This is a genomic window from Streptomyces sp. NBC_01803, assembly GCF_035917415.1.
Lineage (GTDB): Bacteria > Actinomycetota > Actinomycetes > Streptomycetales > Streptomycetaceae > Streptomyces.
Map to the genome: position 1 here is coordinate 4,224,416 of NZ_CP109073.1, position 14,795 is coordinate 4,239,210.

Sequence of the window (14,795 nt, forward strand, 5' to 3'; positions counted from 1 at the left end):
ATGAAGGTGCGGAACTGGCACTTGTGGACGCAGCCCTGAGACGAGACGTAGTGGAAGCGTCTTGCTCGCCACGGTGGGGTCATCGCGGATGTAGTCCGCCACCGTCAGCAGATGTCACGGATACGCCCCCATGACGCCGGTGCGCGGCGGATTGACCGGGCCACGCAACAACTCGCCGCCACGGCACGTGAGCAGGCCCGGCACATCCTGCGGCGGCAACCGGCCGAGGAAGGACGCCACGAACCGGGCAAGGAGTTCTGTCCCGGTCCGACCGGTACCGCATCCACCAGCTCATGCCGGACGGTCTGTTCGCCCAATACGTTCACGTGGGGTCCGCCGAACACCACCGGCGGACAGGACTCGCGCTTCTTCGCCGCTCGGACCATCTCCAGCGCATGACCGATCTGGCCGCCGCCGGTCATCACGCTCCCCCCGATGCACACCGCGCGCTCAGGCGGCACGAAGCTTCGCCACACCACCGGCAGGCGCAGCGGGGCTCACACACGGCCGATCAGGTCAGACTCACGGGAAAGTGTGCCTCACGGGCCAGGCTTCGCAGACCTACAGCGAACTCAGTGCGGGATGCCCGCTCGCTTGGCCAGCGCCATCAGGCGCCTGTTACTTCTGCGGTGCAGAGACGTCAGGACGCGCAGTGTTTCCTGACTGTGGGGATGAACGCGCGCCATTTGAGGAGCGATCTCCCACGCCTCAGAGAGCGAGTCGAGAGCTTTTTCACGATTCCCCAGAGCAAGGTGCGCCCTAGCCGCGTTCATATGTAGAGGGCCGACCCTCGTCGCAGGGAGAGTGATCGGTTCCCGCTCGATCCCTTCCATTGTCGAGATGGCGTCGGCATATCTCTCCATGTCCACATACGTAGCCATGACATGTGTTGCTGTGTTCTCTGGCCCGAAATGAATTCCATGATCGCCCACGTCCTGGGGGATTTCATCCGCCCAGCGTAGAGCTTCTTGCTGGTGACGAGCAGCGACCCTTTTATCCATAATGCGACCGGCAAGAGTGAGGCCGCGAAGGTGCAGGATGCCGAGTCCGAAAGCGCGCGCTTTCCCCGACAGGCGTCCCTCCGCCTCTGTGACTGCCCGATCCACGACCGCAAGCCCCGTCGCGAAGTCGCCACCGTTGAGAAAGGTGCCTGCCTCGTCACGTGAGGCGATTGCCACCGTCAGCGGATTCGCCCGTTCTGCTGCCATGCGCTGTCTCACGACCGCTAGGTCCGCAAGATCCATCCAGCGATGCCGTGCGGCAAGCCAGTACACGCCTGAGTACACATCGGCCACGCTGGACCATGCATCGGGCGTGCCGACTGAATGAGCATAATTCGTGGCAGATTCAAGGAGGTTCGGGAGGTGATTGAGAACGCCTCCCAGGTTTGCCTCACCGCGAAGTTTGAACAGGTCAGACAGTCCAGCTTGGATTTTCTCCGAACCACTAGGTGGATCGCCGGGACAGTCGAATCGTCTGATGACTCCCCTAAGTTCGGTCAGCTTCTCCTTGTTCGCCGGTTCAGTGGAGGCTTTTCCTAGCAATTCGTTGAGCGTGCAGCCCAACGCCGCAGCAATCGAAGCCGCTACACCCTGACTCAGCGCCCGGTCGCCCACCTCGATCTTGCTGAGGAGCGAAGCGGAGATACCAGCCTTCCGGGCCAAAGCCGTCTGTCCCATCCCGCTGGCCTTACGGAGCATGGCGACGTTCCGGCCGGGCCCCGGCACCTCTGATGGTGGTCCGCTCATGATCATCTTCCATCGATCGCTCGGAACTGCAACATCAATGCTGCCACCCTCTCAACCGTCCGGCATCTCAACTGTGCAAGAGATGTGCAAGTTGGCAGGCGACGAAGATCGTTGACTGTGTGTCAGGCAAATGCAGCACCCCGCGACCGTGCGACCAGTCCGGGGGCATGGACCACCTGAGAGGCAGGCAGCCATGATGAAGCCTACGGGCCGAGGGGCGGTACTCGCCTCCCCTCCACCGCTTCAGGCCGACGAGGAGGCGTTCTTGCGGCTGGTGTACGCCAGCCTCACGCCCCGGCTCGGTTCGTTCCAACTCCGCCGGGTCCGCGACCGGGCGACCGGGCGAGAAGGCACGCTGCGGGAAGCGTTGGTGCGGTTCAAGGCCAACAGCATGGGCCAGGAGAAGCGAGGAGCGACTGAGATCTACATCCGCCCCACCGGCGGCGGGTGCGAGTGGAGCACAGACCCCGAGGAGATCGAATTTATCGGAGAGGCGTCGTGATCCTGCCCATCGTGCGCACCGGCCTTCTCTCCGCTCTGGCAGGCCCCTTGCTTACCCGGTCACGCATTACCGTGATACCTGCCCTGATCCACATCTTCATCATTTCCGACCACTCACAGATGTAGAAGGACTGGGCGATGGGCAGCCAATGCGAGCACCCGGGTTCTCAACTGGATGATTCTCCGGAGGGAAAGCGATGCCCTTCCTGCAAGATGGTCATCTACCTACCCTGGGATCCGCCCGTTTCTACCGATACGGAAAAGCGACCCGAGCGCAAGGAGGGCGAGGCATGGTTCACAACCTGAGCGGCAAAGATGCCCGGGAGTGGGTGGTCGCCCATGAAAGGGAAGTCGTCGACCGATACATCTTCGGTGAGGAGCCGATGAGCCGTCTGGCGCTGAACCTCAACGTTTCGGCCACGTGGCTTTCCCGCCAGTTCGACGCTTGGGGCGTGCCCCGACGCGGAAGGGCAGAAGCTTCCGCACTGCGAGGCCCCGGCGTGAACCCGTATCGAGCCCAGTAAAAGACAGGCACAGCGCGTTCAGGACTCCTGCCCCTACATCCTGTTCGTACGGCTCCCCGGGGAGAACGGCCCGGTTCTCCCCGGCAGCAACGTGCCTCGTGGAACTCCGATCAAGGATTGCGCGGCACATTACCTACTGGTCCAGATGAACTTGCCCATTCCTGTCGGCCGGGGCCTGATCTTTGACCAGCCCCTTGCGGATGTTCCTGTCAAACAGCCTGAAACTCACACCTTTGTCATGGCCGCAGCGTGGGTGAACCGAGCGAAGATCCCGTCACACTCCCGACCGCCACGTCTGTCATGGATGGGCCGCCGTACCGCCGTACCTGCCGGGTACAGCCCGGTAGCGCGGTGATGACCGGTGAACGCGCGGCTGAGGTCAGAACGCACCTGCTGCCGCCTCTGTGCGCACCCCGCAGGACACGGTGACGACCGTAGGGGTTACGCACCATGACGAGCCCCGGGCAGCCGCTCACCAGCCACTTTGCGCACCCCGAGCCGCCGGCACCATGGATCGGTAACGGTTTCCAGGGGGCGCAACACCGCAGGTCAGAGGCCACTATTAGCGCCGAATCTCCGATCAACTGTTTGTCGGTGGGCGGGTGTTCACGGTCCGGGACGTGAACCTGCTCGGCCGGGGGTGCCAAGCGGCTGGATTTCACCACCGGCGAGTCGTTCACCCTTCGCCGCACGACCGTGCTGTGGGCCGGCCGCCGCGTTGATCCGCGTCGAGGCCACGGGCGATAGGCGCGCGTGGGCCGGTTCCCTCACGAGAGTGGGCGACTCAGCTCATGGATCACGCTCGGCGGACATCGCGGGCCGGGGCGGGCCGAGGCGGAGGCGAACGACGGCGGTCGCGGCGCCGGCTGAGGCCGGCCCGGTGGCAGTCGGCTCCTACATCGGCGGCGGTGTGGGCTGCGGCGTCGGACCGGGCGGCTCCGGGTGATCCGGGCCCGGCGGCGCCGGGGGGATGGGGTCGGGCGCCGGTCCCGGGGGCGGGCCGGGCGGCGGGCTCGGCGGCGGCGGAGGCGCCGGCACCGGTCCTGGCCGGGGTCCCGGCGCCGGTCCCGGCTCGGGGCCGCCCGGCTCCGGCGGCGGCGTGGGGGTCGGCGGAACGGGGTCGGGGCGTGGGGTGGTCATCGCGACGCGCCCTCCGGTGTGCGGCTCGGAAACGTACCCGCACCGGGTGCCCGGCCCCTCGCGCGGTGAAACGGCGGCGCGCCGGGGAGTGCCGCGCGGGCCCTCAGCCGTCCGCCGTGCCCCTGCCCGACTCTCCGCTTCGGCCCGTGCCCCTCGTCGGCCATCCGACTGTCCCCCACCCGGAGATGTGTCTCTTCACGCTCCCACACGCCGGCGCACGCGTCAGCTCCACCGGAGCGCTCACCGAAGTCTTTCGCCGGCGGCGCGTCAGGGCCGGGCCCGGTCTCCCGTGGGTCCGTACGGCTAGCCGACCGGACCGAACACCAGGCCGCACATCGACCGCAGCTCCTCGTCCTCCAACGGGCCGGCCCGTGCGCCCAGTTCGCACATCCCACCGGAACGGGGCGCCGGCTCCGTCCGGGACCCGGCGGTGGGCGGGGACGGCGACGGCGCCGGGGGCGAATCCCGCGCGGTGGCGGTGGGGGACGGCGGGGTCAGGCCCTCCGTGAACGGCCCCTGCGGCGGGGTCGGTTCCGGCGTGGTCGGGGCCTCGGCCGCGCGCGTGCGGGGCGCGGCGGCGGACGGCTCCGGCGCGGCCTCCGTCGGGCCGGTCCCCGTCGGGCCGGTCCCCGCCGGGCCGGGCGTGACACATCCGGCCGTCGTGCCCAGCGCGGCCAGGACAACGGCCGCGAGAACGGGGCGCATGCGCGGCACGACGCCTTCAACGACCCACGCCCTCCACCCGGTACGACCCCGGGAGCGAGGATCACCCGCCCGGCCGAGCCGCGTTGCCGTGGCGACATACCGGGGGAGCTGGATTCCGCGACGGGCCCCTGGAGATGTCGGCGGCCGAGGACTTCACCCGGCGCGAGGGACGGGGGTACCACCTGCCGCGAACGCGCCCCGGCGGAAGGCGTCGGATGGCTGTACTCCGGCCTCCAGAGCAGGACTGAGGGAGTGTCAGCCGAGGAGTGCGCCGCTCGGTCCGATGCGAGGGGGCGTCCATGAACGGTGCGGACGCGCGATTCGCGTATGTCGTCGCGTGGCTGTGCGCGACGAACGCCGGGGAACCGGCGGAGAGTCCGGACGGGGCGGCGTACCCGTTCCGCCACCAGGAGCTTCAGCGCTGGCTCGCCGAGCACCCGCCCGGTTCCGGCCCCGGCTCTGGCTCGGGCCCCGGCCCCGGCTCTGGCCCCGGTTCCGGAGGCCCCGGCCCGGGCTCGGGCCCCGGCTCCGGCTCGGGCCCTGGTTCCGGCTCGGGCCCCGGTTCCAGCTCGGGGCTCCGCCCCTGGCCCGGCCTCGGCTCGCCTGTCAGCGGCCAGGCGTCGAGCGTCTCGTAACGCGGTCGCAGCCCCGCCGGGCCGGCGGTCGGCAGGTGGCTGCGGACCAGGCTGACCGTGGACGCCGTCCACTCCGTGCCCGCGAACGCCGCCAACCCGGCCGCGAACGGGCCGAGCGCGACCCGCGTCCGGCCGCCGCGCGCCAGGGTCAGATGCGGGTGGTACGGGCGGCGTTCCGGCGTCGGCACGCCCGCGCGGCGAGCGGCGGCCGACGCCGTTCCCGCCAGCCGCCGCAACACATCCGTCCCGCCCGCGACGCCCGCCCACAGCACCCGGTCCCCGAACCGCCCGCCGCCGGCCAGGCGCAGTCCCGGCGCCGGGTGGCGGGCGGCGGCGCGCGCGAGCCGGGCGCGCAGTCCGGGCAGCGCCTCCTCCGCCACCTCGCCGTAGAACGCGAGCGCCAGGTGCCAGCCGGCCTCCTCGGTCCAGCGCAGCCGGTCGGCGCCCGGCAGGCCGCGCAGGGTCCGCACGGTGGCGGCCAGCTCGGCCAGGGCCGGGGCGGGCGGGAGGACCGCGACGAAGAGTCTCATCAGGTCCAGTCTGTGCCGGTTCGCGCGTTCCGCGCCTCGGGTCGACCATGGAGAGGTGGAAGAACGGCGAGCGGGCCACCGGGGCGTCCCCCACACGGCCGACCTGCGGGTCGAGGCGTGGGCACCGACGCGCGAGGAGTGCCTGGCCGAGGCGGTGCGCGGCGTCGTGGAGGCGTTCGTCGACGTGACCGGCGTGGTGGACGGCGACGCCGGCGGCGGCGGGCAGCCGTGGGAGACGGTCGTCCGCGCCGACGACGACGAGGACCTGCTCACCGGGCTTATGGACGAGCTGGTCTACCGGCTCGACACGGCGGGCGAGGTCCCGCTCGACGTCCGGGCCGAGGCCGTCCCCGGCGGCGTGCGGGCCGTCTGGCGGACGGCGGACGTGGGCGCGCTGCCGCTGGTCGGGGCCGTGCCCAAGGCGGTGACGCTGCACGGCCTGGCCTTCGGGCCGGGGCCGGACGGCTGGCGGTGCTCGGTAACGCTGGACGTGTGAGACGGGAGAGGAGGCGTCGTGGAGCTGATCGAAGAAGGACCCTGCCGGTTCCGGATTCCGGAGCGGGGCGGCATGCGCGTACCCGGCGTCGTCTTCGCCGCCCCCGAGCTGCTTCCCGAAGCGGCCGGTGACCAGGCGCTGGACCAGGTGGTGAACGTGGCCGCGCTGCCCGGCATCGTCGGCGCCTCGTACGCCATGCCCGACGTGCACTGGGGCTACGGCTTCCCGATCGGCGGCGTGGCGGCCACCGACGCCGATGCCGGGGGCGTGGTCTCGCCGGGCGGCGTCGGGTTCGACATCTCGTGCGGCGTCCGGCTGCTGGCCGCGCGCTGCGACCGCGACGCGCTGGCGCCCCGGCTGGAGGCCGTGATGGACGCCCTCGGCCGGACCGTCCCGCGCGGCGCGGGGCGCGGCGCCGTCTGGCATCTGGGTCGGCGCGAGCTGGCCCGGGTGCTGGCGGAGGGCGCGCGGTACGCGGTGGAGCGCGGCCACGGTGTGGAGCGTGATCTCGAACGCTGCGAGGACGGCGGCACGCTGCCCGGCGCCGCGGCGGCGGCGGAGGTGAGCGACCGGGCGCTGGAACGCGGCCTCGGGCAGCTCGGCAGCCTCGGCTCGGGCAACCACTTCCTGGAGGTGCAGGCCGTCGAGACCGTCTACGACGAGCCCGCCGCCCGCGCGATGGGGCTGCGGGAGGGACAGGTCTGCGTGATGATCCACTGCGGCTCGCGCGGGCTCGGCCACCAGATCTGCACCGACCACGTGCGCGCGATGGAACGGGCCATGCCGCGCTACGGCATCCGGGTGCCCGACCGGCAGCTCGCCTGTGTCCCGGTCGGCTCCGAGGAGGGCGCCGCGTATCTGGCGGCGATGGCGGCGGCGGCCAACTACGCCCGCGCCAACCGGCAGTTGCTGGGCGAGGCGACCCGTCGGGCGTTCGAGCGGCACGCCGGGGGGACGGGCCTGGACCTCGTGTACGACATCTCGCACAACCTGGCCAAGATCGAGACGCACGCCGTGGACGGCGTCGAGCACCGGCTGTGCGTCCACCGCAAGGGCGCCACCCGCGCGCTCCCGGCCGGGCACCCGGACCTGCCGCCCGATCTCGCCGCGACCGGGCAGCCAGTGCTGATCCCGGGCACCATGGGCACCGCCTCGTACGTCCTCGCCGGCCGCCCGGACGGCGGCCACGCGTGGCACTCCACCTGCCACGGCGCGGGCCGGGTGCGCAGCAGGCACAGCGCGGCCCGCGAGGTGCGCGGCGACCGGCTGCGCGCGGACCTGGAGGCGGCCGGCGTGGCGGTCCGGGGCTCGACACCGCGCGGCCTGGCGGAGGAGGCGCCCGGCGCCTACAAGGACATCGACGCGGTGGTGGCGGCGAGCGAGACGGCGGGCCTGTGCGGCAAGGTGGCCCGCCTGGTGCCGATCGGCGTGGTCAAGGGCTGACGCGCCCGCGAGCCGGGCGCCCGGGGTGACGCGGCCGATCCACGAAGAGCCGGACGACGCCTCCGGCGCGGCACGTCCCCGGAGATGCCGCCCCACCGGAGGCGGCCCGGAGACGACCTCCCGAGCACCGCCCGCCCCGACACCCGGCCACGCCCCGACACCCGGCCACGCCCCGACATCCGGCCACGCCCCGACATCCGGCCACGCCCCGACATCCGGCCACGCCCCGACATCCGGCCACGCCCCGACATCCGGCCACGCCCCGACACCCGCCCCGCCCATTCGGCCCGGCCCGGCCCGACATCCGGCCCGCCCCGCCCATTCGGCCCGGCCCGGCCCGGCATCCGGCCCCGCCCCGACATCCGGCCCGGGTCGCTCCGACATCCGGGCCGGGTCGCTCCGACATCCGGGCCGGGTCGCTCCGACATCCGGGCCGGCCCGCTCCGACATCCGGGCCGGGTCCGTCAGGTCGCGTTGAACAGGGCGCGCTGAACACGTCGCGTTGTCAGGACGCGCGTTCGTCAGGACGCGCGTTGGTCACGTCGCGTTGGACAGGACGCGGTCGATGAAGCGGGTGGTGTCGGTCAGGACCTCGTCCTTGTTCGTCTCGTTGAAGATCTCGTGTTCCGCGCCCGGGTAGAGACGCTCGGTCAGGTCCGTGCCGCGCACCGCTTCGATGCCGCACCTGCTGCCCGCGAGCGGCACGACCCGGTCGGCGTCGCCGTGCATCCACAGCACCGGGAGCTTGCCGAGGTCGCCCGCCGCCGCGATGGTGGCCAGCGTCCGGTCCAGCGCCTCCAGCGTGGGGCGCTTGAACGGGCCGTGCCACACCAGCGGGTCACCGGCGTACGCGGTGCCCACCGCCGGGTCGCGGGAGAGCGCGGTCGGGTCGATCGGGATGTCGGGGATCTCGGGCAGGGCGAGCAGCGCCTCCAGCGCGGCCCAGGAGCCGATCACCGGGCCGGACAGCACCAGGCCGGCCAGCTCCTGCCCGTACCGCTGGGCGTAACGGGTGGCGATCATGCCGCCCATCGAGTGGCCGATCACCACGACCGGCACCCCGGGGTGGTCCGCGCGGGCGCGCGACGCCACGGTGCGCACATCGTCGACCACCCGCTCGAAGTCCTCGATCAGCACCCGTTCGCCCGCCGACCTCCCGTGCCCGGCGTGGTCCGGGCCGTAGACGGCGGCGCCGTGCCGCACCAGCACGTCCGCCACGTGCTCGTAGCGCGCGATGTGCTCGCCGTAGCCGTGCACCAGGAGGGCGACATAGCGGGGTCGCTCGTGCGGCCACTCCCGCACGACGATCTCGCCGCCGCCGGCGCCGGTGAAAGTGTGCTCGCGCGCGTCCGTCATCTTCTCCTCCAGCCCTGGCCCAGAAAGCGAGGCGAGCGTACAGTTCCCAAACTCCGTTCGGCAATGCCGAACTGAGTGCTTCCACGCCCCACCCATTTGGGGGTGTTCGCAATCGCCCGTTCATGGCCCGATAAGCGCACGGCAACAGCCGCATGAGTCACAGAAGATGGAGGCCGGCATGTTCGTGCCGTTCAGCGTCCGCGACTTCCTCGACCGCGCCGTCGCGGTGTACGGCACGCGCACCGGGGTCGTGGACGAGCCAGCGCAGCCCGCCGAGTCCTGGGGAGAGCTGACCTACGCCCGGCTCGGCGAGCTGGCCGCCGCCCAGGCCGCCGGGCTGGACGCGCTCGGCGTCGGCCCCGGCGCCCGGATCGCGGTCGTCTCCCACAACAGCGCCCGGCTGCTCACCTCGTTCTTCGGCGTGGCCGGGCACGGCAGGGTCCTGGTCCCGGTCAACTTCCGCCTCAAGCCGGACGAGATCGCGTACATCGTGGAGCACTCCGGAGCCGACGTGCTTCTGGTCGATCCCGAACTGGCCAGGCCGCTGGCCGCGTTGCCCGTCAAGCACCGGTTCACCCTTGGTGCCGAGGCCGACGCCGAGCTGTACCGGTTCGGCGTGGCCCCGGTGCCGTGGGAGGCCGACGAGAACGCCCTCGCCACCATCAACTACACCAGCGGCACCACCGCCCGCCCCAAGGGCGTGGAGATCACCCACCGCAACTCCTGGGTGAACGCGGTGACGTTCGCGCTGCACGCCGGGGTCACCGACCGCGACGTCTACCTGCACACGCTGCCGATGTTCCACGCCAACGGCTGGGGCATGCCGTTCGCGATGACCGGCCTCGGCGTCAAGCAGGTGGTGCAGCGCCGGATCGACGGCGCCGAGATACTGCGCCGGGTGGCGGAGCACGGGGTGACCGTGATGTGCGCGGCACCGGCCGTCGTCAACGCCGTGCTGGCCGCCGCCCGCGAGTGGGAGGGCGAGATCCCGGGGCGCGACCGGGTGCGCGTCATCGTGGCCGGCGCCCCGCCGCCTACCACCACCATCGCGCGCGTGGAGTACGAGCTGGGCTGGGAGTTCATCCAGATCTACGGCCTCACCGAGACCTCCCCGCTGCTGACGATCAACCGCACCCGCGCCGAATGGGACGGCCTCGACGTCCAGGCCCGAGCCGAGAAGCTGGTCCGGGCGGGCACCCCCGCGCTGGGCGTCAGCCTGCGCACCTCCGGGTCCGGCGAGATCCTGGCCCGGTCCAACGTCGTCCTGCGCGGGTACTGGCAACAGCCGGAGGCCACTGAACAGGCCCTGGGCGACGGCTGGTTCCACACGGGCGATGGCGGCACGATCGGCGAGGACGGCTATCTGTCCATCAGCGACCGCAAGAAGGACGTCATCATCAGCGGCGGCGAGAACGTCTCGTCCATCGAGGTGGAGGACGTTCTGTTCGCGCACCCGGCCGTCGCCGAGGCGGCGGTGATCGGGGTGCCGGACGACAAGTGGGGAGAGACGGTCAAGGCGTTGGTGGTCCTCAAGCCAGGCTTCGCGGTGACCGAGGATGACTTGATCGCCCACTGCAAGCGGCGGCTGGCCGGGTTCAAGGCGCCCACCTCCGTGGAGTTCCGCCCCGAGCTGGCCCGCACGGCGACCGGCAAGCTCCAGAAGTACAAGCTGCGCCAGCCGTACTGGGTCGGCCACCAGCGCGGCATCAACTGACCGGTGCCACCGGCCCGTTACAGCAGTCGCTCCTGGCCGGCGCGGGCGACCGCCTCGACCCGGTTGTGCGCGCCGAGCTTGGCCATCGCGCTCTGCAGGTACGCCTTCACCGTGTTCCGCGTCAGCCCGAGCTGCTCGGCGATCTCCGGGTTGGTGCGGCCCACCGCCACCCACCGCAGCACCTCGTACTCGCGTGGCGTCAGCCCGGTGCGGATCAGTGCCTCGGTCACCCGGCTGGCCGCGTCGGTGCCGAGCCGGGGGTCGATCACCCGCACCCCGCTCGCGATCCGGTGCAGCGCCGCCGCCAGGTCGGTGATCGAGGAGTCCTTCAGCAGACACCCGTCCGCGCCGCCCGCGAGTGCCGCCGGGAGCGCCGCGTGCTCGGCGTACGCGGTGAACAGCACGATCCGCACGCCCGGCACCCGTGCCCGCAGCGCGCCGATCGCCTCGGTGCCGAGCATGTCGGGCAGCCGCAGGTCCAGCAGGACCAGGTCCGGCGCCACCTCGGCCGCCACCCGCACCGCCTCGCGCCCGGAACGGGCCGTGCCCGCGATCACGATCGTCGGGTCGGGACGCAGCAGGAGCTGGACGCCGCCCGCCACCACGGGGTGGTCGTCCACGACGAGCAGCCGCAGCGGCGCCTCGGCCGTGCTCACGGCAGCCACCCCCGCACGGTCAGGCCGCCGTCCTCGTCGGAGACCACGGACAGCGAACCGCCCAGCCGCTCCAGCCGTTCCCTGGCCATCGGCAGGCCGCGCCCGGAGGAGACCGCCGGATCGCGCGAGTCGTCGTTCCAGCCGACGCCGTCGTCCGCGACGGCCAGGCTGACGCCGCCGTCGATGCCCGCGAGGCTCACCACCACCGACGAGGCCCGCGCGTGCTTCTCCACGTTCAGCAGGGCCTCCCGCGCCACCCCGACCAGCGCGCCGCGCCGCCCGGCGTCCAGCTCCGGCACGGGCGTCACCACGACGCACCGCGCCACGATCCCGGTCCGCTCCCCGAACACCTTGCAGTCCGCCACCAGCGTGGCGTGCAGCTCCTGGCGCGGCGCGGTGTCGTCCATCCCGGCCAGCGACTCCCTGAACAGCGAGGCCGCCTCCGCTATCCGCCGCTCCACGCTCCGCAGCCGCGCCGTCACCTGCGGGCTCAGGCCCGGATCGGTCCGCAGGTCGCGCAGCTCGGCCCCGGCGGTGAACAGCATCGCGCCCACCGAGTCGTGCAGTCCCGCCGCGATCCGCGCGCGCTCGGCGGCCACCGCCGCCTCGGTGCGTTCCTCCAGCCGGTCCGCCACGAAGAACCGCTCCGCGCCCTCGTCCGCGATCCGCTGGAGCCGCGTGATGGCGTCGTCGCCGAACCGGGCCGGTCGCCGCAACCCCACGTAGAGCACGCCGGTGAACTGCTCCCCGAAGCGCATCGGCAGGGCCAGCAGCGCCCGCAGGCCCTCCTCGGTGACCGGCGCGTCGAAGTCGTGCGTGATCGTGCCGCTGAGCACGTAGTCCTGCACCCACACCGGGCGCAGCAGCGCGGCGGCCTTGCCGCCCAGGCCCAGACCGCGCGGCACCACCAGGTCGCGCAGGCACTCGCGTTCGACACCCACGAGCCCGCGCAGCACGACCTCGTCGCCGCCGCCCGGATCACCGACCATCCCGATGTCCACGCCGCCGGCCTCGCGCGCCGCGTCGGCGACCCGCCGCAGCAGCGCCACCCGGTCCAGCAGCAGGGCCAGTTGGTGCCGCTCGTCGATCAACTCGTCGAGCGCGCCCGACGTGCGCAGCGCCGCGTCGACGTCCTCGTCCATGCGACGAGACTGGCACACCGGGCACCGCCGGCACCACATGACGACCCGGACTACCGCCCCGGCGCGGGGAACGCCTCCCGTCCGCACCGGGTGAGAACCGGCTGATACGCGCGGGTCGACCGCCGGACGCCCGGCGGCGGAAACGCCGTCGTGCTCACTTCCCGGCGTCCTTCACCAGGGACTTGTGCGCCACCGTGTCGGGCGACACGGACTTGGCGGTGATGCGGCGTTGGTCGGGCCAGCGGACCTCCTGCGCCCAGCCGAATTTCTCGAAGAGCTGGATGAGGCGGGCGCTGGAGTCGATCTGTCCGCGCAGGACGCCGTGGCGGGCGGAGGTGGGGTCGGCGTGGTGGAGGTTGTGCCAGGCTTCACCGCCGGAGAGGGGGGCCAGCCACCAGACGTTGCCGGATTTGTCGCGGGATTTGAAGGGGCGGGCGCCGGCCATGTGGCAGATGGAGTTGATGGACCAGGTGACGTGGTGGATGAGTCCGACGCGGACGAGTCCGGCCCAGAAGAAGGCGGACCAGGCGGCGTCGCTGTCCCATGTGCCGTCGCCCCACAGGCCGCCGACGATGGCGGGGGCGCCGAAGGTGATGAGGACGAGGGGGAGTTGGAGGTAGCGGATGATGACCAGGTCGCGGTCGGCGAGGAGGTCGGGGACGTAGTGGCGTTCGTTGGTCTTCTCGTTGTTCATGGTCCAGCCGATGTGGGCCCAGACCATGCCTTTGAGGAGGGCGGGGACGGAGGTGCCGAAGCGCCAGGGTGAGTGGGGGTCGCCCGGCTGGTCGGCGAACTGGTGGTGGCGGCGGTGGTCGGCGACCCAGGTGATGGGGTCGCCCTGGACGGCGAGGGAGCCGGCCACGGCGAGGGTGATCTTGAGGGGCCGGCTGGCCTTGAACGCCTTGTGGGTGAAGAGGCGGTGGTAGCCGATCGTGACGCCGTGCATGACGATGAGGTACATGACGGCGGCGATCACGAGGTCGTGCCAGGACACGCCCCAGCCCCACAGGACGGCGACGGAGGCGATGACGGCCAGGAACGGGATGCCGACGAAGATGCCGACGATCACGCGGTCACGGGTCCCCATCCGGTCGCCCCACAGGGCTTCGGGGCCGGGTGTGGTGGTGGGCTGTGCCATGGATCCCCTCCAGGGGTGAGGGTGAGGGTTGGGGGGTGGGCGGAGTGGATGGCGCGTCAGGCGGGCAGCCCCAGGGCCTCGGCGAGCATCGGCCAAGACCTCTCGAACTCCCGGTTGAAGTATTGCCAGTTGTGGGAACCGCCCGAGTAGAAGTGGGTCTGCGCGGGGATGCCGAGTGACGACAGCCGCTGGGCGAACGCCTGCGTCGACGGCCACAGCGCGCTCTCCAGGCCCTCGCCGAGGAGGTCCCCGGCGCTGCCGAGCAGGCCGCTGCCGGCGGAGATGTAGAGCGAGGTGCCGCGCAGTTTCTCGACCTGGTTGTACGGGTTGTTGGCCTGCCAGGTGGACCAGCTCAGGAACGGGTAGCCCCACAGCGCGCCGGCCAGCAGGCCCTCCCGGGCGAGGATCGCCGTCAGCAGGGTCGGCACCCCGGGGAACTGCGTGTGCAGGATGCCGCTGTACGAGGCCGCCGCGTCGAACGTGCCGGGCCGCTGGGCGGCGAGCGCGAACGCCGCGTACCCGCCGGTGGAGATGCCCCCCACGGCCCGGTCGGTCCCGGCCCGGTAGCCGCGCTGGAGGAGCTGCGCCAGCTCGTCCGCCTGGAACGTGACGTAGTCCTTGCCGTCCTGCCACTTGGCGGTGATGCCGGTGCGCCCGGCCGACGGCATGACGGTGATGACGTCCCGGCCCGCCATGAACTCCTCGATGTCCGTCTCGCGTGTCCACGAGTCGTAGTCGTCGCCACCGCCGTGCAGGAGGTAGAGCACGGGCCAGGTGCGGTCCGCGTCCGCCGACCAGCCCTCCGGGAGCAGCACCCGCGTCGGGACGGTCTTCCCCACGGCGGGGGACTGGATCTGAAGATCCACCGTCCGGTCGCCCAGCCACGTCTCGGAGACGACGCGGGCGCCGTCGTTCGCGGTGACGGCGGGCCCGGCGGTGACCGTGGTCCCGGTTCCCGTGCCCATGGCGTCGGGGGCGTAGACGAGACCGGCCAGGGCGGCCAGGGTGGCCGCGCTCGCCACGGCGGCGCGGGTGGCGGCGCGTCTGCGCGGGTGCTGTGCGGACAT

13 protein-coding genes are annotated in these 14,795 nt (G+C 72.0%); 5 read left to right on the forward strand and 8 right to left on the reverse strand.

What is annotated here, in order from left to right:
* Window positions 1-572 precede the first annotated feature (572 nt).
* Window positions 573-1,679: a helix-turn-helix domain-containing protein gene (locus OIE51_RS19260; protein WP_326598981.1), complete on the reverse strand. Its 1,107-nt coding sequence runs from the start codon at window positions 1,677-1,679 to the stop codon at window positions 573-575.
* A gap of 334 nt (window positions 1,680-2,013) precedes the next feature.
* On the opposite strand from OIE51_RS19260, the gene OIE51_RS19265 reads away from it, so the two are divergent.
* Together OIE51_RS19265 and OIE51_RS19270 are read left to right on the forward strand one after the other, a co-directional pair.
* Window positions 2,014-2,250, forward strand: coding sequence for a hypothetical protein (locus OIE51_RS19265; RefSeq protein WP_326598982.1), 237 nt, complete (start codon window positions 2,014-2,016; stop codon window positions 2,248-2,250).
* A gap of 289 nt (window positions 2,251-2,539) precedes the next feature.
* Window positions 2,540-2,773 (forward strand): hypothetical protein, encoded by a 234-nt coding sequence (locus OIE51_RS19270; RefSeq protein WP_326598983.1) that lies wholly within the window; start codon window positions 2,540-2,542, stop codon window positions 2,771-2,773.
* A 1,443-nt stretch (window positions 2,774-4,216) separates the two neighbouring features.
* On the opposite strand, the gene OIE51_RS19275 is transcribed toward OIE51_RS19270, so the two are convergent.
* Both OIE51_RS19275 and thpR read right to left on the reverse strand, forming a co-directional pair.
* Entirely contained in the window at window positions 4,217-4,618 is a 402-nt protein-coding gene (locus tag OIE51_RS19275) for a hypothetical protein (RefSeq protein WP_326598984.1), read from the reverse strand.
* A gap of 415 nt (window positions 4,619-5,033) precedes the next feature.
* Complete coding sequence (thpR, locus tag OIE51_RS19280) at window positions 5,034-5,783, reverse strand: RNA 2',3'-cyclic phosphodiesterase (protein WP_326598985.1); 750 nt, start codon at window positions 5,781-5,783, stop codon at window positions 5,034-5,036.
* A gap of 55 nt (window positions 5,784-5,838) precedes the next feature.
* Here thpR and OIE51_RS19285 point away from each other — a divergent pair, with 55 nt between their 5' ends.
* Both OIE51_RS19285 and OIE51_RS19290 read left to right on the forward strand, forming a co-directional pair.
* Window positions 5,839-6,279 (forward strand): archease, encoded by a 441-nt coding sequence (locus OIE51_RS19285; protein ID WP_326598986.1) that lies wholly within the window; start codon window positions 5,839-5,841, stop codon window positions 6,277-6,279.
* Window positions 6,280-6,297: 18 nt separating this feature from the next.
* The gene (locus tag OIE51_RS19290; protein WP_326598987.1) at window positions 6,298-7,722 is read left to right on the forward strand and encodes an RtcB family protein; all 1,425 of its coding nucleotides are present in this window, start codon (window positions 6,298-6,300) and stop codon (window positions 7,720-7,722) included.
* Window positions 7,723-8,259: 537 nt separating this feature from the next.
* Here the strand turns inward: OIE51_RS19290 and OIE51_RS19295 are convergent.
* The gene (locus OIE51_RS19295) at window positions 8,260-9,078 is read right to left on the reverse strand and encodes an alpha/beta hydrolase (protein ID WP_326598988.1); all 819 of its coding nucleotides are present in this window, start codon (window positions 9,076-9,078) and stop codon (window positions 8,260-8,262) included.
* Between the two features lie 178 nt (window positions 9,079-9,256).
* Here OIE51_RS19295 and OIE51_RS19300 point away from each other — a divergent pair, with 178 nt between their 5' ends.
* Window positions 9,257-10,792, forward strand: a complete 1,536-nt coding sequence (locus OIE51_RS19300) for an AMP-binding protein (protein ID WP_326598989.1) — start codon at window positions 9,257-9,259, stop codon at window positions 10,790-10,792.
* 17 nt (window positions 10,793-10,809) lie between these two features.
* On the opposite strand, the gene OIE51_RS19305 is transcribed toward OIE51_RS19300, so the two are convergent.
* The 4 genes from OIE51_RS19305 to OIE51_RS19320 form a co-directional block, all read right to left on the reverse strand.
* Window positions 10,810-11,457, reverse strand: a complete 648-nt coding sequence (locus OIE51_RS19305; protein WP_326598991.1) for a response regulator transcription factor — start codon at window positions 11,455-11,457, stop codon at window positions 10,810-10,812.
* A complete protein-coding gene (locus tag OIE51_RS19310) occupies window positions 11,445-12,590 on the reverse strand; it encodes a GAF domain-containing sensor histidine kinase (RefSeq protein WP_326598992.1) in 1,146 nt (381 codons plus the stop codon). Before OIE51_RS19310 ends, OIE51_RS19305 begins: the two co-directional genes overlap by 13 nt.
* A gap of 154 nt (window positions 12,591-12,744) precedes the next feature.
* A complete protein-coding gene (locus OIE51_RS19315; RefSeq protein WP_326598993.1) occupies window positions 12,745-13,728 on the reverse strand; it encodes an acyl-CoA desaturase in 984 nt (327 codons plus the stop codon).
* 56 nt (window positions 13,729-13,784) lie between these two features.
* Window positions 13,785-14,795: an alpha/beta hydrolase gene (locus tag OIE51_RS19320; RefSeq protein WP_326598994.1), complete on the reverse strand. Its 1,011-nt coding sequence runs from the start codon at window positions 14,793-14,795 to the stop codon at window positions 13,785-13,787.

Coding starts and splice junctions, on each gene's coding strand:
- OIE51_RS19260 (WP_326598981.1), bottom strand. CDS start 1,679: ATGGGACAGACGGCTTTGGCCCGGAAGGCTGGTATCTCCGCTTCGCTC.
- OIE51_RS19270 (WP_326598983.1), top strand. CDS start 2,540: ATGGTTCACAACCTGAGCGGCAAAGATGCCCGGGAGTGGGTGGTCGCC.
- OIE51_RS19275 (WP_326598984.1), bottom strand. CDS start 4,618: ATGCGCCCCGTTCTCGCGGCCGTTGTCCTGGCCGCGCTGGGCACGACG.
- thpR (WP_326598985.1), bottom strand. CDS start 5,783: ATGAGACTCTTCGTCGCGGTCCTCCCGCCCGCCCCGGCCCTGGCCGAG.
- OIE51_RS19295 (WP_326598988.1), bottom strand. CDS start 9,078: ATGACGGACGCGCGCGAGCACACTTTCACCGGCGCCGGCGGCGGCGAG.
- OIE51_RS19300 (WP_326598989.1), top strand. CDS start 9,257: ATGTTCGTGCCGTTCAGCGTCCGCGACTTCCTCGACCGCGCCGTCGCG.
- OIE51_RS19310 (WP_326598992.1), bottom strand. CDS start 12,590: ATGGACGAGGACGTCGACGCGGCGCTGCGCACGTCGGGCGCGCTCGAC.
- OIE51_RS19315 (WP_326598993.1), bottom strand. CDS start 13,728: ATGGCACAGCCCACCACCACACCCGGCCCCGAAGCCCTGTGGGGCGAC.
- OIE51_RS19320 (WP_326598994.1), bottom strand. CDS start 14,795: ATGTCCGCACAGCACCCGCGCAGACGCGCCGCCACCCGCGCCGCCGTG.